Here is a 21,102-nt window from a genome sequence, read left to right as displayed (position 1 = left end):
CTTATGACCACACGTACGACGGCCGGTGCCGCCCATCTCGATACGTCCACGACGCCTCCGTTACTCAGGATTACGGGGGACTGGACGCTTGCCCACTACGCAAACCTGAAGAAGCTGTCGGACAAGCTCGACGGCCAATACGACGCCGGCGCCCGCATCGACCTCAATGGCCTGGGCGCGCTGGATACCGCCGGAGCGTCACTGCTGGTGGAGCTGCTGGGCCCCGCCAGGATCGAACACTCGGCCGAACAGACCGACTGTAGCCTCTCTGCCGCCGACCGCGCATTGCTCAAGACCGTCTACCGCTCGCTGAATGATTTCTGTGTGCCGGAAAAAGCCCCGGAAGAGGCGGCCGGCATCCAGGTGTTGGCGCGCATTGGCCGGGCGGTCGACACCGTGTGGCAAGACAGCATGAAGCTGCTTGGTTTTATTGGCCTGATCCTCGAAACCTTCGCGCGCGGCATCTGGCGCCCCAAACGCTGGCGCATCACGCCGATGGTCGCCCATATCGAACAGACCGGGCTCGACGCCGCGCCCATCGTCGCGCTGCTGACCTTTTTGGTCGGCGCCGTGGTGGCCTTCCTGGGTGCAACGGTGCTCAAGAGTTTTGGTGCGACGGTGTTCACCGTGGACTTGGTGGCGTTTTCTTTCCTACGGGAATTTGGCGTGTTGCTGACGGCCATTTTGATCGCCGGGCGCACCGCCAGTGCGTTCACCGCACAAATCGGCTCGATGAAGGCCAACGAAGAAATCGATGCGATCCGTACCCTGGGCCTCGACCCCATGGAGCTACTGGTATTACCGCGCGTGCTGGCACTGCTGGTGTCGCTGCCGATGCTGACGTTCCTGGCGATGCTCTCGGGGATTGTCGGGGGTGGCGTGGTGTGCGCCGTGGCGTTGGACATTTCGCCGGCGATGTTCCTGTCGCTGCTGCAATCGGACATTGGCGTGCAACATTTCCTGGTGGGCATGGTGAAGGCGCCGATCTTCGCCTTCCTGATCGCCGCCATTGGCTGCCTCGAAGGCTTCAAGGTCAGCGGCAGTGCCGAGTCGGTCGGCGCCCACACCACCTCCAGCGTGGTGCAATCGATCTTTGTGGTGATCGTGCTGGATGCGGTGGCCGCGATGTTCTTCATGGAGATGGGCTGGTGAGCCGTCTACACCGTGCGCCCAGTGAGGCGGTGATTGAAGTGCGCGGCCTGTGCAACCGCTTTGGCCGGCAGAGCGTGCACGAGAACCTCGACCTGGATCTGTACAAAGGCGAAATCCTGGCAGTGGTCGGCGGCTCGGGCAGCGGCAAGTCGGTGCTGTTGCGCAGCATCGTCGGCCTGCGCCGCCCCAGCGAGGGTGAGGTGCGGGTGTTCGGCAAAAACCTGCCGAGCCTGTCGGAACATGAGCGCTCGCTGGTAGAACGACGCTTTGGCGTGCTGTTCCAGAAGGGCGCGCTGTTTTCCTCGCTGACCGTCACCGAAAACGTCGCCCTGCCGCTGATCGAACATGCCGGCCTCAGCCGCCGTGACGCCGAGCACTTGGCCGCGGTGAAACTGGCCCTGGCCGGGTTGCCGCTCTCGGCCGCCGACAAATACCCGTCTTCGCTGTCCGGCGGCATGATCAAGCGCGCCGCCCTGGCACGCGCCTTGGCCCTGGACCCGGACATCCTGTTTCTCGACGAACCCACCGCCGGCCTTGACCCGATTGGTGCGGCGCAATTCGATCAGTTGATCCTGACTCTGCGCGACGCGCTGGGCCTGAGCGTGTTCCTGGTGACCCACGACCTCGACACGCTCTACACCATCACCGACCGCGTGGCGGTGCTGGCGCAGAAAAAAGTGCTGGTGGCCGACGCCATCGATGTCGTCTCGGAAACGGACGACGCGTGGATTCACGAATATTTCCACGGCCCCCGGGGCCGCGCGGCATTGGATGCCGCTCAATCGCTAGACGAGGTATGACATGGAAACCCGAGCCCATCATGTGATGATCGGTCTGTTCAGCGTGATTGTGGTGGTCGGCGCCCTGCTGTTCGGCCTGTGGCTGGCCAAATCCAGCGTCGACAGCGCCTTTCAGGATTATGAAGTGGTGTTCAACGAGGCGGTCAGCGGCCTGTCCCAAGGCAGCCCGGTGCAATACAGCGGGATCAAGGTGGGCGATGTCACCAGCCTGCGCCTGGACCCTAACGACCCCCGCCGCGTGCTGGCACGCATTCGCTTGGCTGGGCAGACGCCGATCAAGGAAGACACCCAGGCCAAGCTAGCCCTCACCGGCATCACCGGCACCTCGATCATCCAGCTCAGCGGCGGCACACCCCAAAGCCCGGAGCTCAAGGGCAAGGACGGCAACCTGCCGGAAATCATCGCCTCGCCTTCGCCCATTGCGCGCCTGCTCAATAACAGCAACGACCTGATGACCAGCATCAACCTGCTGCTGCACAACGCCAACCACATGTTCTCCCGTGAAAACGTCGAGCGCTTGAGCAACACCCTGGACAACCTGCAGCAAACCACCGGCGCCATCGCCGACCAACGCGGCGATATCAAGGTGGTGATGCAGCAACTGATGCAAGTGAGCAAGCAGGCCAGCGCCGCCCTGGAGCAAACCACCACCTTGATGCGCAACGCCAATGGCTTGCTCAACGATCAAGGCAAGCAGGCCTTCGGCAGTGCCGAACAGGCCATGAAATCCCTGGAGCAAAGCACCGCCACCATCAACACCTTGCTCACTAACAACAAGGACTCGGTGAACAGCGGCATGCAGGGCCTCAATGAACTGGCGCCGGCGGTGCGCGAACTGCGCGAAACCCTCGGTTCGCTGCGCGCCATCTCCCGCCGCCTGGAAGCCAACCCCAGTGGCTACTTGCTGGGCAGCGACAAGAACAAGGAGTTCACGCCATGAAGCGTGCTTACCAGATGATCGCCCCCGTGGCATTGGCGCTCGTGAGCGCGTGCTCGATCCTGCCCAAGGCCGACCCTTCGGACGTGTACCGTCTGGTGCCAGCCCAAACCGCAAGCCAGGGCGCCCCGGTGAGCTGGTCGCTGCGCGTGTCCAAGCCGCAGACCAGCGAGTTTCTCGACAGCCCGCGCATTGCCGTGGTGCCGGACGGCAACTTAATCAGCAGCTATGCGAACGCCCGTTGGAGCGACCCGTCGCCAGTGCTGTTGCGCAACCGCTTCATGGACGGCTTCCAACGTGATGGCCGCGTGACGCTGTTGAGCACCGATGAGACCAACCTGCAGGCCGACTACGAGCTGGGCGGGCAGTTGCAGGCGTTCCAGAGTGAATACCGTGGAGGCGCGGTGGACGTGGTGATCCGCCTCGACGCGCGATTGGTGCGCGGGAGCGATCAGCGGATTATTGCCAGCCGGCGGTTTGAAATTCACCAGCCAGTGACGGGTACCAAGGTGCCGGCGGTGGTGGCCGGGTTTGGGCTGGCGGGGGATCAGTTGAACAGGCAGGTGGTGGATTGGGTTGTGCAGCAAGGCAATAGTGCTGCGAAACGGTGAGAGCCCTATCGCCGGCTTGCCGGCGATAGCCATTTAAGCCTCAAGCAAAGAACCAGTAGCACACCGCAATAGCCGCAACGACACCCGCCAACTCCGCCAGCAGCGCACACCCCACCGCATGCCGGGCCCGCTGGATGCCCACCGACCCAAAGTACACCGCCAACACATAGAACGTCGTCTCGGTACTGCCTTGGATCGTCGCCGCCACCAGCGCCGGGAAGCTGTCCACGCCTTGGGTCTGCATGGTTTCGATCAACAGCGCCCGGGCCGCGCTGCCGGAAAACGGTTTGACCATGGCCGTGGGCAACGCATCGACAAAACGCGTGTCCATGCCGGTCCAGGCGACCACATGGCGGATCCCTTCCAGGCCGAAATCCAGCGCGCCCGAAGCGCGCAATACACCCACCGCGCACAGCATCGCCACCAGGTACGGCAGCAGGTTCTTGGCAACGTCAAAACCTTCTTTGGCGCCTTCGACAAACGCCTCGTACACCTTCACCTTGCGCAGCGCACCGATCACCAAGAACAGCATGATCAAGCCGAACAGCGTCAGGTTGCCGAGTATCGAAGACAAGCCCGCCAGCGCCGTGGCCGACAGTGTCGCCAGGAAGGCCATGAAACCGCCGAGCACCAGCGCACCGGGAATCAGGTAAGCCAGCACCACCGGGTCCCACAAGCGCAGGCGCTGCATGATCGCCACCGACAACAGGCCTACCAAAGTGGAGGCGCTGGTCGCCAGCAGGATCGGCAGAAACACCAGCGTCGGGTCCGCCGCGCCTTGCTGGGCGCGGTACATGAAGATCGTCACCGGCAACAGCGTCAGCGAGGACGCGTTGAGCACCAGGAACAGGATCTGCGCGTTACTGGCGGTGTTGGGGATGGGGTTGAGTTCCTGCAGCGCCTTCATGGCCTTCAGGCCGATGGGCGTGGCCGCATTGTCCAGCCCCAGGCCATTGGCGGCGAAGTTGAGCGTGATCAGGCCGATCGCCGGGTGCCCGGCAGGCACTTCCGGCATCAGGCGGCGGAACAGCGGGCCCAGGGCTTTGGCCAGCCAGTCGACAATGCCGGCTTTTTCAGCGATGCGCAGGAAACCCAGCCAAAGGGTGAGAGTACCGAACAGCAGCACCATCACTTCCACCGACAGTTTGGCCATGGCGAAAATGCTTTCGACCATCGCCGCAAAAATGCCGGCGTTGCCACCGACCAGCCATTGCACCAGTGCTGACACCATTGCCACGACAAAGAAGCCAAGCCACAGGCCATTGAGCATCAGTTGAATCCCCCGAAAGATGGGGCGAATGATAGCGGGGCTGGCAGAAACGACAAACCCCGGAATTATCCGGGGTTTGTCTGGGCGCCGTCAGCCTGTCAGCTGCGGGTCGCTTGAGCGGTCGGTGCGGCTTCCTTGCTGCGCCAGTGCGGCAGGGAATTCCAGTAGCGCTCGCCCTTGGCGTCGTCGTACATGCCTTCCCAACGCGCGATGACCAATACGGCCAGGGCGTTGCCGATCACGTTCAGTGCGGTACGCGCCATGTCCATCACACGGTCGACACCGGCGATGAAGGCCAGGCCTTCCAGTGGAATGCCCACGCTGCCCAGGGTGGCCAGCAGCACCACGAAGGACACACCCGGGACACCGGCGATGCCTTTGGAGGTGACCATCAAGGTCAGTACCAGCATCAACTGCTGACCGATCGACAGGTCGATGCCGTACAGCTGAGCGATAAAGATCGCCGCGATGCTCTGGTACAGGGTCGAGCCGTCGAGGTTGAACGAGTAGCCGGTCGGCACCACGAAGCTGCAGATCGCCTTGGGCGCGCCGTAGGCTTCCATCTTCTCGATCACGCGCGGCAGCACGGTTTCGGAACTGGCGGTGGAGTAGGCCAGGACCAGCTCATCCTTGAAGATGCGCATCAGCTTGATCACCGAGAAGCCGAACAGGCGGGCGATCAGGCCCAGTACCACAAAGGCGAAGAACAGGATGGCCACGTAAACCAGAATCACCAGCTTGGCCAGCGGCAGCAAGGAGGCGAAGCCGAAGTTGGCGACCGTCACGGCGATCAGGGCAAATACGCCGATCGGGGCGTACTTCATGATCATGTGGGTGACTTTGAACATGCTCTCGGACACGCCCTGGAACATGGTCACCAGCGGCTCGCGCAGTTCAGGCTTGAGGCTCGACAAGCCCAGGCCGAACAGCACCGAGAAGAAGATGATCGGCAGCATTTCGCCACGAGCCACGGCGGCAAAGATGTTCGAAGGGATCAGGTTGAGGAGGGTCTCGATGAACGCATGCTCGTGCTGCACTTCAGCGGCGGTGGCGGTGTACTTGGAAATATCGACAGTACCCAGGGTACTCATGTCGATGCCAGCGCCCGGGTGGAACAGGTTGGCCAACAGCAAGCCGACCACGATGGCGATGGTGGTGACCACTTCGAAGTAAACGATGGTTTTGACGCCGATGCGGCCGAGCTTTTTCGCGTCACCGACACCGGCAATGCCGACGATCAGCGAGGAAATCACAATCGGGATCACGATCATCTTGATCAGGCGGATAAAGATATCGCCCGCTGGCTGCAACACATTGCTGATCCACCAGGCCTTTTCAGCACTGAAATGGTTGAGCACTGCACCGATTGCGATCCCCAACACCAAACCGATGAGGATCTGCCAGGCGAGGCTTAGCTTTGCCTTCTTCATGTCATTACCCTTACTTCAAGTGGACTTAAGGCAAATGCGCCAGCTGGAACGCTCGAGAGCGAAAAAGTGTGAGCATCTGCCTCCATGGAAGGTCACCGCCGCATGGCCGAAATGGCTTACTGGCAGGCGAAAAAAGGCGCAACTATTCCCATGCAAGGGAGCGACGTCTAATGCCGTAAACGCCTACCCTATGCCGAATCGGCATGGCTTTTTTTAATAATAACTGTCCGAACGGTCAGTTCAAATGTGACATTTTGTCCGACAAACATGCCGTGAACCGGCCAAACCCGGCTCGCTCAGAGATTCAGGACGTCTAGAGAGCATTGGCAGAAATGCCTGTGAATTCCGTCGTTTAGTGTCGGAAATGTCTTATAGGCCCACACAAATTTTATCGATAGATGGTCAACCCGACATACCAAGTAATGGTTGGGAATGAGCAAAAACGGAATTAGCGACTATGGAAGACATAGGAGGGAGGTATAAGCCCGTCGCAAGTTCAGCAAGCCTTGGGCTTGTGAACCTGCGTCGCAGCTTTTCGCCTGACCCGGCCCTTGCGCAGGCACTCCCTGTACCCGTAGGTCACGCCGATCCCGATTGATCAGAGCAACCCGGCCCCCTGGTCATGCACCGCCCTTGGCGGGCGATGCAAACAGAAAAAAGCAGCTGGGCTTCTTTCTATGGACGCTGGTTCCACAAGCGCGATGCGCCAAGCGGAACCTAGTACCAATTGGGGTCTTTCTTGAGCTGCTCCATCAGCAGCTTCTGCATGCCTTCGTCCGGCTTACCGAGGAACCGATAATCGGCGTGACGCGTCGGGGATTTGTCCGCCGGCAGGCCGGCCGGGACTTCCACCAACATGGCGTAGGCATCTTTCTTGTCGTAGCTGAAGGCAACGATCAGGCGCTTGTTCAGGCACGTATCTGCAGTTTCGCAAAGCGGCCCCACCAAGTACTTGTCACCGTCTTCTTCCACGGCATTCATTTGTTCGGCCGTACCGGACAGGTTCATCACCCATTCCGGCAGGCGCTCTTCTTTCTTCACCACGCCTTGCCAGGTCTCACGGAACTGAGGGTCCGAGGTCAGCAATTCGTTGGCTCGGCTTTGGCCGTCGTTGGCGGCCATCACCAGGCCGCTGCCGCCCAGGAGCAGGGCGGCAGCCATGGCTTTAAAGGGCAGAGTGGTCATATTCAGCCTCGGCCGCGACGACCAAAGAAGAACGAAGCGATGAACATCACCAGGAAGACGACAAACAGGATCTTGGCGATACCCGTGGCAGTGCCCGCGATACCACCGAAGCCCAGGACGGCGGCCACAATGGCGATGATCAGAAATGTGATAGCCCAGCTCAACATGGTGATTCTCCTTACGCTTTTATAGGGGTAACAGCGGTGTTGCCGTGCAGCCGCTCAACAGCGGCTTTGTCTTGCCTAGAACACCCAGCGCTCTTGGATTGGCAGATCGCCAGGGGTGGAATCCTGGTCAGCCACTCTCAGTTGCGGGGCGGTTACATCGGCAGTAGCGCTGCCAACGGAACGGAAATGGGTTTGCGTCATGACTGGCCTTTCAAATTGCGGGGCGTGTTGCTGACTCTGCTGCCAATGCTGCATCTGTTGGCCAATAACCAAGGTGACCATCAGGGCCAGGCTGGCGAACAAGCCTTGCTGCAAGCGCAGTGGCGATACAGGCAATTGGCTGAGGCTTTGGCGAGTCATGCTGTGTTTCTCCCGCATTCTGATTATTGGTTCATGACACTGTTGGGAGAGGTATTGCAGAGCGCATGCCAGGTTTTTTACAAAATAAAACCCAATAAAATCAATTAGTTATAAATGCATGCAGCAGATGACGACCAGCATCCTGCACGATGGCCCTGGATGAGCCGTGCGAAATGCACGATGGTCAGTGGTCGGATCAAGGGATCGAAAGCGCCTGGCGAGTTGCCGAAGTGGCAAGAAGGCATGAAAACGCCAGCAATCGGCGTATTTGTAGGAGACCGTGCAGATAGCTGCGCGAAGATGCCGTTTATCAATCAGAATAAACCATGCAACTTGCCCGATTATTCCGGGACTAAACACCATCATTCATACTTTAAGGAGCGCGGGACAGATGGAATCAGCCAAGGAACTTCAAGGCCGCATTCTTTTAGTGGATGACGAATCCGCGATCCTTCGCACCTTCCGTTACTGCCTGGAAGATGAAGGCTACACCGTAGCCACTGCCAACAGCGCCGCCCAGGCGGACGCCCTGATGCAACGCCAGGTGTTCGACCTGTGCTTCCTCGACCTGCGTCTGGGCGAGGACAATGGCCTGGATGTACTGGCCCAGATGCGCATCCAGGCGCCATGGATGCGCGTGGTGATCGTCACCGCTCATTCGGCTGTCGATACAGCCGTAGACGCGATCCAGGCAGGCGCCGCCGACTACCTGGTAAAACCTTGCAGCCCGGACCAACTGCGCCTGGCCACCGCCAAGCAGCTGGAAGTGCGCCAACTGTCCGCGCGCCTTGAAGCGCTGGAAGGCGAGGTGCGCCAGCCCAAGGACGGCCTCGACTCCCACAGCCCGGCCATGATGGTGGTACTGGAGACTGCACGCCAGGTCGCCGGCACTGACGCTAACATCCTGATCCTCGGCGAGTCCGGCACCGGTAAGGGCGAACTGGCCCGGGCGATTCACGGCTGGAGCAAGCGCTCGAAAAAATCCTGCGTGACCATTAACTGCCCGTCGCTGACGGCGGAATTGATGGAAAGCGAGCTGTTCGGCCATAGCCGCGGTGCCTTTACTGGGGCCAGCGAGAGCACCTTGGGCCGGGTCAACCAGGCAGACGGCGGCACGCTGTTTCTCGACGAGATCGGCGACTTTCCGCTCACTTTGCAGCCAAAACTGCTGCGTTTCATCCAGGACAAGGAATATGAGCGTGTGGGCGACCCGGTCACCCGTCGCGCCGACGTGCGCATCCTTGCGGCCACCAACCTGAACCTGGAAGACATGGTGCGCGATGGCCGCTTCCGTGAGGATTTGCTCTACCGCCTCAACGTCATCACCTTGCACCTGCCACCGCTGCGTGAACGCAGTGAAGACATCCTGACCCTCGCCGATCGCTTCCTGGCGCGCTTCGTGAAGGAGTACGCACGGCCGGCACGGGGATTCAGCGACGAAGCACGCGAGGCGCTGCTCAACTATCGCTGGCCGGGCAACATCCGCGAGCTGCGTAACGTGGTGGAACGTGCCAGCATCATCTGCCCACAGGAAAAGGTGGAGATCAGCCACCTCGGCATGGCCGAGCAACCTACCAACAATGCGCCCAGGATTGGCGCCGCGTTGAGCCTGGATGAATTGGAGAAGGCCCATATCGGCGCCGTGCTCGCCACCAGCGACACCCTGGATCAGGCAGCTCGCACCCTGGGCATCGACGCGTCGACCCTGTACCGCAAACGCAAACAGTACAACCTGTGAGCGGCACCTTATGAAGCTTGCGATGAAACTGCGCACTCGGTTGTTCCTGAGTATCTCCGCGCTGATCACCGTAGCCCTGCTGGGATTGATCCTGGGCCTGGTCAGCGTGATGCAGATGGCCAAGACCCAGGAATCATTGATACGCAGCAACTTCGTGACTCTGGACCTGGGGCTCAAGCTGCGCCAGAGCCTGGGCGACCAGCTGATCATGATGCTGGAGAAGCGCCCCGATCCCCAGGCACTGCAAGCCTCCAAGCAGCGTTATTTCGAGCTCCTGGACCAAGGCATCGCCCACGAGCAGCGAGATGCCAGTGGCAGCGGCTTCAGCCAGGCCCGCACCGACTACCAGCACCTGCTGGAGGCTTTCGACGAATCCCAGCAAGCCTCACCGCCCCCCGGTAGCAAGGAAAAACTGACCGAGACCTTCAATGTGCTGCGTAACGGCCTGATCGCCGAACACAAGCGCGCCCTGGAAAACATCAGTACCAGCGAGCACAAATCGCGCGAGCGTGCTTTGCTGATCGCGGGGCTGCTGGGGCTGGTCGGACTGGCGGTGCTGATCATCGGGTTCGTGACCGCCCACGGCATCGCCCGGCGTTTTGGTGGGCCAATCGAAGCCCTGGCCAAGGCAGCCGACAAGATCGGGCAGGGGGATTTTGAAGTCACGCTGCCCATCTCTTCGGCAGCCGAAATGAACCAGCTGACCCGACGCTTCGGCATCATGGCCGAAGCGCTGCGCCAGCATCAGGCAACCAACGTTGATGAACTGCTGGCGGGCCAGCAACGCCTGCAGGCGGTGCTCGACAGTATCGACGATGGCCTGCTGATGATCGACCGCCAAGGCCGCCTGGAACACCTCAACCCGGTGGCGCAGCGCCAATTAGGCTGGGACGAGGACCGTCTTGGCCAAGGGCTGGGCGAAGCCCTGGTGCGACCGGAACTGGATGAACAGCTTCAACTGGTACTGCGCGGCGGCAACCTGGAGCGGGCGCCGGAAGATCTGGAAGTGGAGGTCGAGGGTGAACTGCGCCTGCTGACCTACAGCCTCACCCCCGTCAGCCACACCCAAGGGCATATTCTCGGGGCCGTGATGGTGCTGCATGACGTTACCGAACAGCGTGCCTTCGAGCGGGTGCGCAGCGAGTTCGTGCTGCGTGCTTCCCATGAATTGCGCACGCCCGTGACCGGCATGCACATGGCGTTCGGGCTGTTTCGTGAACGGGCGAAGTTTCCTGCGGAGTCTCGCGAAGCGGACTTGCTGGATACGGTCAATGAAGAGATGCAGCGCCTGATGCAGTTGATCAACGACCTGCTCAACTTCTCGCGCTACCAGAACGGCCTGCAAAAACTCACCCTGGGGCCCTGTGACGTGACCGACCTGCTGGATCACGCTCGCGCCCGCTTTGCCGAACCGGCCAATGCCCAGCACATTGAGCTCCTGGTGGAAGCCCAGTCTGACTTACCTCGCCTGTATGCCGACCGCGCGCAATTGGAACGGGTGCTGGACAATCTGCTGGGCAACGCCCTGCGCCACACTGCCGAGGGCGGTCAGATTCGCCTGCAGGCGCGCCGACATGGCGAACGGGTGATCATCAGTGTCGAAGACAACGGCGAGGGCATCGCCTATGGCCAGCAAGGGCGGATCTTCGAACCCTTCGTGCAGGTGGGCCGCAAGAAAGGCGGCGCGGGCCTGGGGTTGGCGCTGTGCAAGGAAATCGTGCAGTTGCACGGCGGCCGCATGGGTGTGTATTCACGGCCGGGGCAGGGTACGCAGTTTTATATGGCGTTGCCTTTGTAGCGGCAACCGTAGGTGGCGAGGGTGCTTGTCCCCTCTGGGTGCATGGTGCTCATGACAGCCGGCGCCTGCTGCGCAGTCGAACGGGAGCAAGCTCCCTCGCCACAGCAAGCCGGGCTCCTACAGTTAGCTGCGGTTGAGTGCTCGCAGGATCGCGGCGCTTTCCGCATCGGGGGTGCCGTCAAACAACGAAGGGCGGAAGTGCATCTGGAAGGCCGCGATCACATGACGCGTGGCCACATCCAATTCCCCCGTCTGCGGCGTCTGGTAGCCCAACCGCGCCAGCTCTTCCTGGAACCACGTGATGCTCGGCAGGTCAGCGGCGTACTGTACCTGGAACCGGGCGACAGCCTGAGCGTCCGGCCAAACCCCTAAGCCTTCAGCCGCCAAGCGCTTCCAGGGAAACAGCGGACCGGGGTCAAGCTTGCGCAGTGGTGCGATGTCGCTATGGCCGATGATGTTCTTGGGGTCGATACCGTTGCGTTTGCTGATGTCCTTGAGCAGCACCACCAGGGACTGGAACTGCGCCTCGGAGTAGGGGAACCACACACGGCCGGTGGGGGTGTCCTGGTACCCGGGGTTGACGATTTCGATGCCGATGGAGCTGGAGTTGAGCCAGGTGCGGCCCATCCACTCGCTTTCTCCGGCATGCCAGGCGCGCTGGCTCTCATCCACCAGCTTGTAGATAGTGCCCGACGCGTCGTCACCGATCAGGTAATGGCTGCTGACCTGGCCGTGCGTGAGCAAGGCCAGGGAGCGCTCGAGATTGGTGGAGGTGTAGTGAACAACGACGAACTGCACGCGATTGTCGTGGTTCACCGAGGGATGGCTGGTATTCAGGCGCGGGCCGCTGGCGCAGCCGGCGAGCAGTAGGAACACAAAGACAAAGCAAAAGGATTTCATGGCAGGAGACATTACACTGAAGGCGATAATGCAACAGTGTAACGTACCGTTTGTGGCCGGGCGGTCAAATTACAAAATGGAACATCTTTTAGGCCGCCTGCACCTGATTGCGCCCTGCCGCTTTGGCCCGATACAACGCCTCATCGGCACGCTTGAGCGCCAAGTCGCTGCGCTCACCGGGCTGGAACTGTGCCACGCCCATGGATACCGTGATCGTCACCGGCTCACCCTTGAAGTGGAAAGGGCACGCTTCGATGGCCTGGCGCAACATCTCACCGGCCGCCAGCGCATCGGCCAGGGATGAGTTGGGCATCAGCAACACAAACTCTTCACCGCCGAAGCGCGCAATAAAATCGGTGGGTCGCAGGCGTTTGCGCAGCACACTGGCAATGATCTTGAGCACTTTATCGCCCGCCAGGTGGCCGTAGCCATCGTTGATGCGCTTGAAGTGGTCCAGGTCGAGCATGGCCAGCGACAGGCTGTTGCCACGCTGGTGCCAGGCATTGACCTCATGGTCGAGGCGCTCGCTCCACGCCGCACGGTTGGGCAGCCCGGTCAGCGGGTCGATCAAGGCCTTCTGGCGCTGCACCTCCAGGTGCTCGCGATAGCCCTGGGCCTCCTGCTCCATATTCGCCACGCGCTCAGCCAAGCCTTTCAAGCGCGCCGCCACTTCCTGCTCACGCTGGTCACGCTGCTGCTGGTGTTGGTCCATGGTGCCAAGCAAGCCTTCGAGGTGGCTCTCCAGCACCTGCTTGAGGCTGTCGAGGTCGGCCGCGTCCTGCACGCTGCTTTGCAAACCGTCGACCTGCTCACGAATCTGCGTGTCCAGCTCCCGTGCAGCCGAGCGGCTGTCGGCATGACCATCGCTGGCAACCTGCAGATGGCCCTGGAAGGCTTCCAGTCGTTCGTTGAGCTGCTTGAGATAGGCCTCGAACTCATGCTGGCCACTGTCGGTGATTGCCAGCATCAACACCGCCAAATCATCGAGGATCGGCAGCAGTTCATACCAGTTCAAACCATGGGCTAGGCGCTCACGCATGGCTTCGGCCTGGGGACGGTGGCGTTCGGGCAGCGAGAGGTCTTCCAGCAGGCCTAGCAAGGTGTCTTCGATATGCTTGGCCACCGAGCTGTAGGACGGCTCGGGCGAGTCGGGCAAGGCGTACACGCCGTCCGACTGCAACGCGTCAGGGTCAGGCTCGGCGCTTTCCAGAACAGGCGGAAGCGACAGGCTGCCGATTGAGGTTTCATCCGGCGCATCGTCCTGAACCGGCGGTGGTTCGATAAACGCCGCGAGGGCACTTTCGGGGGCGGGATCTTCGACCGCAGGTTCAATCACCTCGGGTTCAGGTGCCTCGACAGGCGCAGCCTTGGGCGCCGCTTGCGCGGGGGCCTCGAAGGCCAATGCTTCACTGGCTGCCTCTAGCACCTTGGGGGGCGCAGCCACACTGACAGGCGTAGGCGGCTCAGGCGGCGCGGCGACGGCTGCCTGCGGCAAAGGCGCAAAGGCGCGCAACGCTTGGGTCAACTCTTCGGATTGTGCAGGTGCCTGAGGCTCAGGCTCCGAGTGCAGCTTGGAAGACGCGGGCTTCGGCGCAGGATCTGATGCCGGCTCGACTGCCGGGGGGTCATTGGCAACCTCTTTTGCACCAAACAACCGCTGCAGCAAACCAGGCCCCGAGCGTGGGGTTTCGCCGTCTGGCTCCAGGTTATCCAACGCTTGCCCTTGCAGGCTGCTCAGCTCACTGAGCAGCAGCGGGATCTCCCGCGCCTGGCCGACGCGCCCGTCCAACTGCTTGGCGAAGGTTTTCAGCGGCCGGGCCACTTCGCGCGGCAGTGGCAGCTTCTGCAACTGTGCAACCAGTGCGGTGAGCGCGGTGCTGATCTGGTCAACCCGGGTTTCGCGGCGCTGTTCAGAGTCGAGCACGGCTTTTTCAAGGCGTGGCAGCAGGGCGGCGAGGGCGGCATCCATGTCGTCGGTGCGGACAACATCACGCATCTCCTTCATGCACTGATCAACGGCGCGGTCGGTGCCCTCAGCGGCCAGTGTGCTGCGTACCAGCCCTCGGCGCAGCAGGTCGAGGCGGGCAGCCCAGCGGCGTTCGAGCTTGTCCTGCTGCTCGATGCTCTTGAGGTATTTTTCTTTCCAGCGCTGGGCGTCGTCGCTCATGCAAGGGGTCCGCGAGGGCCGGGGCTCAACGCGGGCAATGCATCAGCCGTGAGCGAACCCGGCAGACGAATCTCTACCGCGACCGGCAGGTGATCGGAGATGGGCTGCGCCAGGACCTGCACGCTTTCGAGCGTGAGGGTCGGGCTGAGCAGGATATGGTCGAGGCAGCGCTGCGGGCGCCAGCTGGGAAAGGTGGCTTCGACTTGCGGCGCCAGTAACCCAAGGTCTCGCAGCGGGGAATTCTGTAGCAGGTCGCTGGCGTGGGTGTTCATGTCCCCCATCAGCACCTGGTGTTTGTAATTGCCGATCAGCTCTCGGATGTAGGCCAGTTGCATCGTGCGGGTACGCGCCCCGAGCGCCAGATGCATCATCACCACCACCAAGGCTTCCGGGCCTTCGCCAAAGCGCACGAGGATCGCGCCCCGGCCCTTCGGGCCTGGCAGCGGGTGGTCTTCGATAGCCCATGGCTTCAAGCGGCTGAGCACGCCATTGCTGTGCTGCGCCAGGCGCCCGAGGTTGCGATTGAGTTGCTGGTACCAGTAAGGGAATGCGCCGAGCTGGGCCAGGTGTTCCACCTGGTTGATGTAGCCCGAGCGGATGCTGCCGCCATCGGCTTCCTGCAAGGCGACGAGGTCGAAGTCGCTCAACAGGTTGCCGATCTTTTGCAGGTTGCCGGCACGTCCGTTGTGGGGCAGCAGGTGCTGCCAGCCACGGGTGAGGTAATGCCGGTACTTCTCGGTACTGATGCCCACCTGGATATTGAAGCTGAGCAGGCGCAGACGGCTGTCTGCCGGCAGGCCCGTGGACTCCAGGTGGTGCTCGTTGACCTGCGGGTCATGCAGGCCGACGACGCGTTCAGTCCCCCAGCGGCGCATGATGGCCCCCTTACTTGGCTGCGCGCTCTTTGGCGATCAGCTGGTCGGCAACATTCAGCGTCTGCTCAGGACCACCGGAGGTGCCCAGGTCGAAACGGTATTTGCCGTTGACGATCATGGTCGGTACGCCTTGCACGCCGTACTTCTGCGCCAGTTCCTTGGCCTGCTTGATCTGGCCCTGGATAGCGAAGGAATTGAAGGTGGCGAGGAACTTGTCCTTGTCGACGCCTTGGGTGGCAACGAAGTCAGCCATCTCTTCCGGCTTGGTCAGGCGCTTGCCTTGTTTCTGGATCGCGTCAAACACCGCGTTGTGGACCTTGTGCTCAACACCCATGGCTTCCAGGGTCAGGAACAGTTGGCCGTGGGCGTCCCATGGGCCGCCGAACATGGCCGGGATGCGCTTGAAGTTGACGTCGGACGGGAGTTTTTCGACCCAAGGGTTGATGGTCGGCTCAAAGGCGTAGCAATGCGGGCAGCCGTACCAGAACAGCTCTACCACTTCGATCTTGCCAGGCACCGAGACCGGCACCGGGTTGGCCAATTCAACGTAGGTTTTACCGGCTTCAAGCGGCACGTCGGCAGCTTGTGCGGTCATGCCGAAGAGGCTGGCAGTGACGAGAGCGGCGCTGAGGATCAGATTACGCATGCTTTACTCCTGGACAAATAAAGTCGCCTCACGCGACCTTTGTTGTGACAGGTCTACGCGGGCATGAGTTCGTTAGTGTAACGGCACCGGCCACAAAAAAGGGCGGCCTAAGCCACCCTTTTTATGCTTGCATCGACGGATTAATCGAGCGTTAACGTCGTATTTGTATCAGTGCAGACCCTGGATGTACTGGGAAACCGCCTCAATGTCCTTGTTGCTCATTTTATTGGAGATGGTTTGCATGATTTTGGCATCGCCGTCGTTGGTGCGATTGCCTTCACGGAAGTCCGTCAGCTGCTTGGCGATGTACTGCGCGTGCTGGCCGCTCAAGTGCGGGAAGCCAGCAGCGGCAAGGCCTGCGCCGTTAGGCGAGTGGCAACCGATGCACGAAGGCATGCCTTTTTCCAGGTTGCCGCCACGGAACAGTTCTTCACCGTGGGCCACGACTTTTGGATCGGCAGCTCCCACACTGCCTTTCTGGCTGGCAAAATACGCCGCGATATCTGCCAGGTCCTGATCGCTGAGGTTGGTCAGCAAGCCGGTCATTTCCAGTACCGTGCGCTTGCCGTCCTTGATGTCGTGCATCTGCTTGGTCAGGTAACGCTCGCCCTGGCCGGCCAGTTTGGGAAAGTTCGGCGCCAGGCTGTTGCCATCCGGTCCATGGCAAGCACCACATACGGCGGCTTTCGCCTGGCCCGCTGTAGCGTCGCCTGCAGCATGGGCAACACCGGTGATGCCCAGGGTCAACAGCAGACTCACGATCAGTTTGTTCATCAGCTAATCCAACTACGGCTAAGGGGTTTATAGAGTTATCTACCGGGTTTACTCACCATCATTTCAATGATGGCCTGGTAATCCTCAGTACTGCAGTCCATGCACAAACCACGCGGCGGCATCGCCTTGAAACCCTGGGTCACGTGTTGCACCAGCGTGTCCATGCCCTGCGCCAATCTTGGCGCCCACGCTGCCTGGTCACCCCGTTTGGGGGCGTTGGGCAACTGGCCGGCATGGCAAGCCACGCAAACTCGGTTGTACACCGCTTCGGGATCCTGTGTAGCCTGAGCGCCGTAAAGCGGAATCAGGACACCGACAGCAAGCAACCACTTGGTCATACGTCGACCAGTTCAGGGTTTGAGAGCGTTTTGCGTTCTAATGCGCAATAAAGGTCTATCGCTCCCGTGAACTTCATCCTTCGCTGGGACAAAGCACACACAAAATCTGCGGCATTATATACTGGCGCTACTGAAACGGAAACGACACCGCTTGCCGCACCCTTTCTCGGCACCGCCCACATCGGAAATCTCATGCAACTCAAGAATCCCATCCTCGGCCTGTGCCAACAGTCCACGTTCATGCTCAGCGCCGCCAAAGTTGACCAATGCCCCGATGACGAAGGCTTTGAAGTCGCCTTTGCCGGTCGTTCCAACGCTGGCAAATCCAGCGCATTGAACACCCTGACCCACGCCAGCCTGGCCCGTACCTCGAAAACCCCAGGCCGCACGCAACTCCTCAATTTCTTCAAGCTAGACGATGATCGGCGTCTGGTCGACCTGCCGGGCTACGGATACGCAAAAGTACCTATCCCGTTGAAGCTGCACTGGCAGCGTCACCTGGAGGCTTACTTGGGTGGCCGCGAGAGTTTGAAGGGTCTGATCCTGATGATGGACATCCGCCACCCGATGACCGACTTCGACCTGCTGATGCTCGACTGGGCCGTCGCCAGCGGCATGCCGATGCATATTCTGCTGACCAAGGCCGACAAGCTCACTTACGGCGCTGCCAAGAACACCTTGCTCAAAGTGCAGTCCGAAATCCGTAAAGGGTGGGGTGATGCGATCACCATCCAGCTGTTCTCGGCGCCAAAACGCATGGGCCTGGAAGAGGCTTACACCGTGCTGGCCGGCTGGATGGAATTGGCAGACAAAGGCGCTGAAATCGCGGAATAACTTTTCTGCGGGCAAAAAAAACCCCGGACTTCGTATGGGGAGGGGAAGTTCGGGGTTCAAGTTCCGGACCGCTAGGGCGGGGTCCAGATATCTGCCAACACTTAACACAACATAGGAGCATTGAAGGGCTTCACCACCCATTCAGTAACTCTGAGTAGCAGTTCACGGGTTAAGTTCCGGCAGGTTCAAAAAACTATTGGAAATAACTGACGGCGATATCTGATCTAAAGCACTCTGCCACCACGCCAGGTGGTGGCAAATCCCCTGAATCAGTGCGCTTCGTCCCAGTTATCACCAACGCCCACGTCCACCACCAAGGGCACGTCCAGCGCTGCTGCGGCACTCATGTGCTCGCGAATCTTCTTGTTCACCTCTTCGACCAGATCCTCACGCACCTCAAGCACCAGCTCATCGTGCACCTGCAGGATCACCTTGGCATCCAGGCCTGACTCAGTCAGCCAGTTATCCACCCGCACCATGGCCTTCTTGATGATGTCAGCCGCCGTGCCCTGCATCGGCGCGTTGATCGCCGTGCGCTCCGCAGCGGCGCGCTCCTGAGGTTTGTTGGAGTTGATATCCGGCAGATACAGGCGACGCCCGAAGAAGGTCTCGACATAACCCTGGTCGGCCGCCTGGGCGCGGGTGCGCTCCATGTACTCACGCACACCCGGGTAGCGGGCGAAGTAGACGTCGATGTAGGCCTTGGCCGTCTTGGTGTCAACGCCAATGTCCTTGCCCAGCTTCTGCGCACCCATGCCATAGATCAGGCCAAAGTTGATCGCCTTGGCGCTGCGACGCTGATTGGAGGTGACCTCGGCCAGCTCAACCTTGAACACTTCCGCCGCCGTCGCCGTGTGCACGTCCAGGTCGTTACGGAAGGCATTCATCAGCCCTTCGTCCTTGGACAAGTGGGCCATGATGCGCAGCTCGATCTGCGAATAGTCCGCCGCCAACAGCTTGTAACCCTTGGGCGCGACGAACGCCTGGCGAATCCGCCGGCCCTCGGCGGTGCGCACCGGAATGTTCTGCAGGTTCGGATCACTGGAAGACAAACGCCCGGTCGCCGCCACAGCCTGGTGATAGGACGTATGAATACGCCCGGTACGCGGGTTGATCTGCTCCGGCAGACGGTCGGTGTAGGTGCTCTTCAATTTGCTCATGCTGCGGTACTGCATCAGCACCTTGGGCAGCAGGAAGTCGTCCTCGGCCAGCTTGGCCAACACTTCTTCGGCTGTGGAGGCCTGGCCCTTGCCGGTCTTCTTCAAGACGGGCAAACCCAGCTTCTCGTAGAGAATCGCACCGAGTTGCTTGGGCGAGCCTAGGTTGAACTCTTCGCCGGCGATCTCGAACGCCTCGCGCTCCAGCTCGACCATTTTGTTGCCCAACTCAACGCTCTGGATGCCCAGCAGATCCTTGTCGACCAGCGCCCCCTGGCGCTCGATACGCGCCAGCACGGGCACCAACGGGACTTCGATATCCGTGAGCACACTCGCCAGGCTCGGGATGGCTGACAGTTGCGCAAACAGCTCTTGGTGCAGGCGCAAAGTGACATCGGCGTCTTCCGCCGCATACGGGCCAGCTTGTTCCAGCGCGATCTGGTCGAACGTCAGCTGTTTGGCGCCTTTGCCCGCGATGTCCTGGAAGGCAACGGTATCGTAGTCCAAGTACTTCTTGGCCAGGCTGTCCATGTCATGGCGGGTCGCGGTGGAATTCAGCACGTAGGATTCGAGCATGGTGTCGAACGCGATGCCGCGCACGGTAATGCCTTGCGCAGGGTCACCACCGATGGCGCAGTTGGCTAAAATGTTCATGTCAAACTTGGCGTGCTGGCCAACCTTGAGCTTGGCTGGGTCTTCCAGCAGCGGTTTGAGCGCCAGCAATACCGTGTCGCGATCCAACTGCTGCGGCGCGCCGATGTAGGAATGGGTCAGCGGGATGTAGGCCGCTTCATGGGGCTGTACAGCAAAGGAAACCCCGACCAACTGCGCCTGTTGCGCGTCGATCCCGGTGGTTTCGGTATCAAAGGCAAACAATTTGGCGTCGTTGAGCTTCTTCAGCCAACGATCAAACGTCGCCTGATCAAGGATCGTGGTGTAGCTCGCCTCGACAGGCGCCGCCGCAACCTCTTCAACAACCGCCTCGGCTGCTGGTGCCGCGCTGAGCTCTACACGCTTGGCATCGCGCTGAACCTCATCGATCCAGCTCTTGAACTCAAGCAGCGTATAGAGCTCCAGCAGTTTTTCCCGATCCGGCTCAATCAGATGCAGATCGTCCAGGCCCACGTCCAGCGCCACATCGCACTTGATCGTCGCCAACTGGTAGGAAAGAAACGCCATTTCCTTGTGTTCTTCCAGCTTGGCCGGCAGCGTCTTGGCACCCCGGATCGGCAGGGTCGGCACGATATCCAGCTGCTCATACAGCTCTTTGATCCCGCCATTCACGCCCACCAGCAAGCCGGACGCCGTCTTGGGACCAATACCCGGAACACCCGGGATGTTGTCGGAGGAATCGCCCATCAGCGCCAGATAGTCGATGATCTGCTCCGGAGCGACGCCAAATTTCTCCTTTACGCCCTCGATGTCCATCGAGCTACCGGTCATGGTGTTGACCAAGGTAATGTGCCCGTCGACCAGTTGCGCCATGTCCTTGTCGCCGGTGGAAATCACCACCGGCCGGCTGGCCGCCGCGCTGCTGCGGGCCAAGGTGCCGATCACGTCATCGGCCTCAACGCCTTCGACGCACAGCAATGGGAAACCCAGTGCGATCACGCTCTGGTGCAGCGGCTCGATCTGCACACGCATGTCATCGGGCATGCTCGGGCGGTTGGCCTTGTATTCGGCGTACATGTCGTCGCGAAAGGTCCCACCCTTGGCGTCGAACACAACCGCGAACGGGCTGTCCGGGTACTGCTTGCGCAGGCTTTTGAGCATGTTCAACACGCCCTTGACCGCACCGGTCGGCAGGCCTTTGGAGGTGGTCAGCGGTGGCAACGCGTGGAAGGCGCGGTACAGATATGAAGAACCGTCCACCAGGACGAGGGGGGCTTGGCTCATGAGCAGGATCAACCTTTTCGGCGGGTCAGGCGCTAGAATAGCCGGACCAATGACGACAAAGGGACAA

General features: G+C 60.8%; 19 protein-coding genes. 7 read left to right on the top strand and 12 right to left on the bottom strand.

Translation table 11 applies throughout. From position 1 onward, the window contains the following. Positions 1-3 precede the first annotated feature (3 nt). Genes M2394_RS11405 through M2394_RS11390 form a run of 4 tightly spaced genes read left to right on the top strand, consistent with a single transcriptional unit; the run spans position 4 to position 3,500 of the window. On the top strand, positions 4-1,152 hold the full coding sequence (locus M2394_RS11405; protein ID WP_178923890.1) for an ABC transporter permease: 1,149 nt from the start codon (positions 4-6) through the stop codon (positions 1,150-1,152). Beyond that, entirely contained in the window at positions 1,149-1,952 is an 804-nt protein-coding gene (locus tag M2394_RS11400) for an ABC transporter ATP-binding protein (RefSeq protein ID WP_259172523.1), read from the top strand. The genes M2394_RS11405 and M2394_RS11400 overlap by 4 nt, the downstream gene beginning before the upstream one ends. A gap of 1 nt (position 1,953) precedes the next feature. Further along, positions 1,954-2,892 carry an MlaD family protein gene (locus M2394_RS11395; protein ID WP_176994653.1) on the top strand — a complete coding sequence of 313 codons (939 nt, stop codon included), beginning with the start codon at positions 1,954-1,956 and terminating at the stop codon, positions 2,890-2,892. Beyond that, on the top strand, positions 2,889-3,500 hold the full coding sequence (locus M2394_RS11390; RefSeq protein WP_259172521.1) for an ABC-type transport auxiliary lipoprotein family protein: 612 nt from the start codon (positions 2,889-2,891) through the stop codon (positions 3,498-3,500). Before M2394_RS11395 ends, M2394_RS11390 begins: the two co-directional genes overlap by 4 nt. A 40-nt stretch (positions 3,501-3,540) precedes the next feature. Here M2394_RS11390 and M2394_RS11385 read toward each other — a convergent pair whose 3' ends face one another. The 5 genes from M2394_RS11385 to M2394_RS11365 form a co-directional block, all read right to left on the bottom strand. Further along, positions 3,541-4,770, bottom strand: a complete 1,230-nt coding sequence (locus M2394_RS11385) for a nucleoside recognition domain-containing protein (RefSeq protein WP_178923898.1) — start codon at positions 4,768-4,770, stop codon at positions 3,541-3,543. Positions 4,771-4,868: 98 nt separating this feature from the next. Next, positions 4,869-6,200 carry a glutamate/aspartate:proton symporter GltP gene (gltP, locus tag M2394_RS11380; RefSeq protein ID WP_178923900.1) on the bottom strand — a complete coding sequence of 444 codons (1,332 nt, stop codon included), beginning with the start codon at positions 6,198-6,200 and terminating at the stop codon, positions 4,869-4,871. A 717-nt stretch (positions 6,201-6,917) separates the two neighbouring features. Beyond that, a complete protein-coding gene (locus M2394_RS11375) occupies positions 6,918-7,385 on the bottom strand; it encodes an inhibitor of vertebrate lysozyme family protein (protein WP_176994649.1) in 468 nt (155 codons plus the stop codon). A 2-nt stretch (positions 7,386-7,387) separates the two neighbouring features. Continuing rightward, positions 7,388-7,552: a DUF1328 domain-containing protein gene (locus tag M2394_RS11370; protein ID WP_003170804.1), complete on the bottom strand. Its 165-nt coding sequence runs from the start codon at positions 7,550-7,552 to the stop codon at positions 7,388-7,390. A 75-nt stretch (positions 7,553-7,627) separates the two neighbouring features. Beyond that, the gene (locus M2394_RS11365; protein WP_259172516.1) at positions 7,628-7,912 is read right to left on the bottom strand and encodes a hypothetical protein; all 285 of its coding nucleotides are present in this window, start codon (positions 7,910-7,912) and stop codon (positions 7,628-7,630) included. A 391-nt stretch (positions 7,913-8,303) separates the two neighbouring features. Between M2394_RS11365 and algB the strand changes: the two genes are divergently transcribed. Together algB and M2394_RS11355 are read left to right on the top strand one after the other, a co-directional pair. Further along, positions 8,304-9,650, top strand: coding sequence for a sigma-54-dependent response regulator transcription factor AlgB (gene algB, locus M2394_RS11360; protein WP_078740007.1), 1,347 nt, complete (start codon positions 8,304-8,306; stop codon positions 9,648-9,650). 10 nt (positions 9,651-9,660) lie between these two features. Then, positions 9,661-11,448 carry a KinB sensor domain-containing domain gene (locus M2394_RS11355; protein WP_259172514.1) on the top strand — a complete coding sequence of 596 codons (1,788 nt, stop codon included), beginning with the start codon at positions 9,661-9,663 and terminating at the stop codon, positions 11,446-11,448. 123 nt (positions 11,449-11,571) lie between these two features. On the opposite strand, the gene M2394_RS11350 is transcribed toward M2394_RS11355, so the two are convergent. From M2394_RS11350 to M2394_RS11325, 6 genes are all read right to left on the bottom strand, one after another. Continuing rightward, positions 11,572-12,348 carry an N-acetylmuramoyl-L-alanine amidase gene (locus tag M2394_RS11350; RefSeq protein ID WP_259172512.1) on the bottom strand — a complete coding sequence of 259 codons (777 nt, stop codon included), beginning with the start codon at positions 12,346-12,348 and terminating at the stop codon, positions 11,572-11,574. Positions 12,349-12,436: 88 nt separating this feature from the next. Further along, on the bottom strand, positions 12,437-14,515 hold the full coding sequence (locus tag M2394_RS11345; protein ID WP_259172510.1) for a diguanylate cyclase: 2,079 nt from the start codon (positions 14,513-14,515) through the stop codon (positions 12,437-12,439). Next, positions 14,512-15,393, bottom strand: a complete 882-nt coding sequence (locus M2394_RS11340; RefSeq protein WP_178923993.1) for an endonuclease/exonuclease/phosphatase family protein — start codon at positions 15,391-15,393, stop codon at positions 14,512-14,514. Before M2394_RS11340 ends, M2394_RS11345 begins: the two co-directional genes overlap by 4 nt. Before the next feature lie 7 nt (positions 15,394-15,400). Further along, positions 15,401-16,036: a thiol:disulfide interchange protein DsbA gene (gene dsbA, locus M2394_RS11335; protein WP_178923910.1), complete on the bottom strand. Its 636-nt coding sequence runs from the start codon at positions 16,034-16,036 to the stop codon at positions 15,401-15,403. Positions 16,037-16,204: 168 nt separating this feature from the next. Then, entirely contained in the window at positions 16,205-16,810 is a 606-nt protein-coding gene (locus M2394_RS11330) for a cytochrome c (protein ID WP_259172509.1), read from the bottom strand. A 35-nt stretch (positions 16,811-16,845) separates the two neighbouring features. Further along, positions 16,846-17,148 carry a cytochrome c5 family protein gene (locus M2394_RS11325; RefSeq protein WP_259172507.1) on the bottom strand — a complete coding sequence of 101 codons (303 nt, stop codon included), beginning with the start codon at positions 17,146-17,148 and terminating at the stop codon, positions 16,846-16,848. Between the two features lie 192 nt (positions 17,149-17,340). Here M2394_RS11325 and yihA point away from each other — a divergent pair, with 192 nt between their 5' ends. After that, positions 17,341-17,982, top strand: a complete 642-nt coding sequence (yihA, locus tag M2394_RS11320) for a ribosome biogenesis GTP-binding protein YihA/YsxC (protein ID WP_025854318.1) — start codon at positions 17,341-17,343, stop codon at positions 17,980-17,982. 269 nt (positions 17,983-18,251) lie between these two features. Here the strand turns inward: yihA and polA are convergent, their stop codons facing one another. Beyond that, the gene (gene polA / locus M2394_RS11315; RefSeq protein WP_259172505.1) at positions 18,252-21,035 is read right to left on the bottom strand and encodes a DNA polymerase I; all 2,784 of its coding nucleotides are present in this window, start codon (positions 21,033-21,035) and stop codon (positions 18,252-18,254) included. Positions 21,036-21,102: the final 67 nt, after the last annotated feature.

Origin of the sequence: Pseudomonas sp. BIGb0164 (assembly GCF_024810135.1) — a bacterium.
Taxonomy (GTDB): Bacteria; Pseudomonadota; Gammaproteobacteria; order Pseudomonadales; family Pseudomonadaceae; genus Aquipseudomonas.
This window is presented reverse-complemented; position numbering and strand designations above follow the sequence as displayed.

What these genes read in the sequence shown, in the direction of transcription:
- M2394_RS11405 (WP_178923890.1), top strand. Translation starts at nt 4, where the DNA reads ATGACCACACGTACGACGGCCGGTGCCGCCCATCTCGATACGTCCACG.
- M2394_RS11390 (WP_259172521.1), top strand. Translation starts at nt 2,889, where the DNA reads ATGAAGCGTGCTTACCAGATGATCGCCCCCGTGGCATTGGCGCTCGTG.
- polA (WP_259172505.1), bottom strand. Translation starts at nt 21,035, where the DNA reads ATGAGCCAAGCCCCCCTCGTCCTGGTGGACGGTTCTTCATATCTGTAC.
- M2394_RS11385 (WP_178923898.1), bottom strand. Translation starts at nt 4,770, where the DNA reads ATGCTCAATGGCCTGTGGCTTGGCTTCTTTGTCGTGGCAATGGTGTCA.
- gltP (WP_178923900.1), bottom strand. Translation starts at nt 6,200, where the DNA reads ATGAAGAAGGCAAAGCTAAGCCTCGCCTGGCAGATCCTCATCGGTTTG.
- M2394_RS11345 (WP_259172510.1), bottom strand. Translation starts at nt 14,515, where the DNA reads ATGAGCGACGACGCCCAGCGCTGGAAAGAAAAATACCTCAAGAGCATC.
- M2394_RS11365 (WP_259172516.1), bottom strand. Translation starts at nt 7,912, where the DNA reads ATGACTCGCCAAAGCCTCAGCCAATTGCCTGTATCGCCACTGCGCTTG.
- M2394_RS11350 (WP_259172512.1), bottom strand. Translation starts at nt 12,348, where the DNA reads ATGAAATCCTTTTGCTTTGTCTTTGTGTTCCTACTGCTCGCCGGCTGC.
- M2394_RS11375 (WP_176994649.1), bottom strand. Translation starts at nt 7,385, where the DNA reads ATGACCACTCTGCCCTTTAAAGCCATGGCTGCCGCCCTGCTCCTGGGC.
- M2394_RS11370 (WP_003170804.1), bottom strand. Translation starts at nt 7,552, where the DNA reads ATGTTGAGCTGGGCTATCACATTTCTGATCATCGCCATTGTGGCCGCC.
- algB (WP_078740007.1), top strand. Translation starts at nt 8,304, where the DNA reads ATGGAATCAGCCAAGGAACTTCAAGGCCGCATTCTTTTAGTGGATGAC.
- dsbA (WP_178923910.1), bottom strand. Translation starts at nt 16,036, where the DNA reads ATGCGTAATCTGATCCTCAGCGCCGCTCTCGTCACTGCCAGCCTCTTC.
- yihA (WP_025854318.1), top strand. Translation starts at nt 17,341, where the DNA reads ATGCAACTCAAGAATCCCATCCTCGGCCTGTGCCAACAGTCCACGTTC.
- M2394_RS11330 (WP_259172509.1), bottom strand. Translation starts at nt 16,810, where the DNA reads ATGAACAAACTGATCGTGAGTCTGCTGTTGACCCTGGGCATCACCGGT.
- M2394_RS11395 (WP_176994653.1), top strand. Translation starts at nt 1,954, where the DNA reads ATGGAAACCCGAGCCCATCATGTGATGATCGGTCTGTTCAGCGTGATT.
- M2394_RS11325 (WP_259172507.1), bottom strand. Translation starts at nt 17,148, where the DNA reads ATGACCAAGTGGTTGCTTGCTGTCGGTGTCCTGATTCCGCTTTACGGC.
- M2394_RS11355 (WP_259172514.1), top strand. Translation starts at nt 9,661, where the DNA reads ATGAAGCTTGCGATGAAACTGCGCACTCGGTTGTTCCTGAGTATCTCC.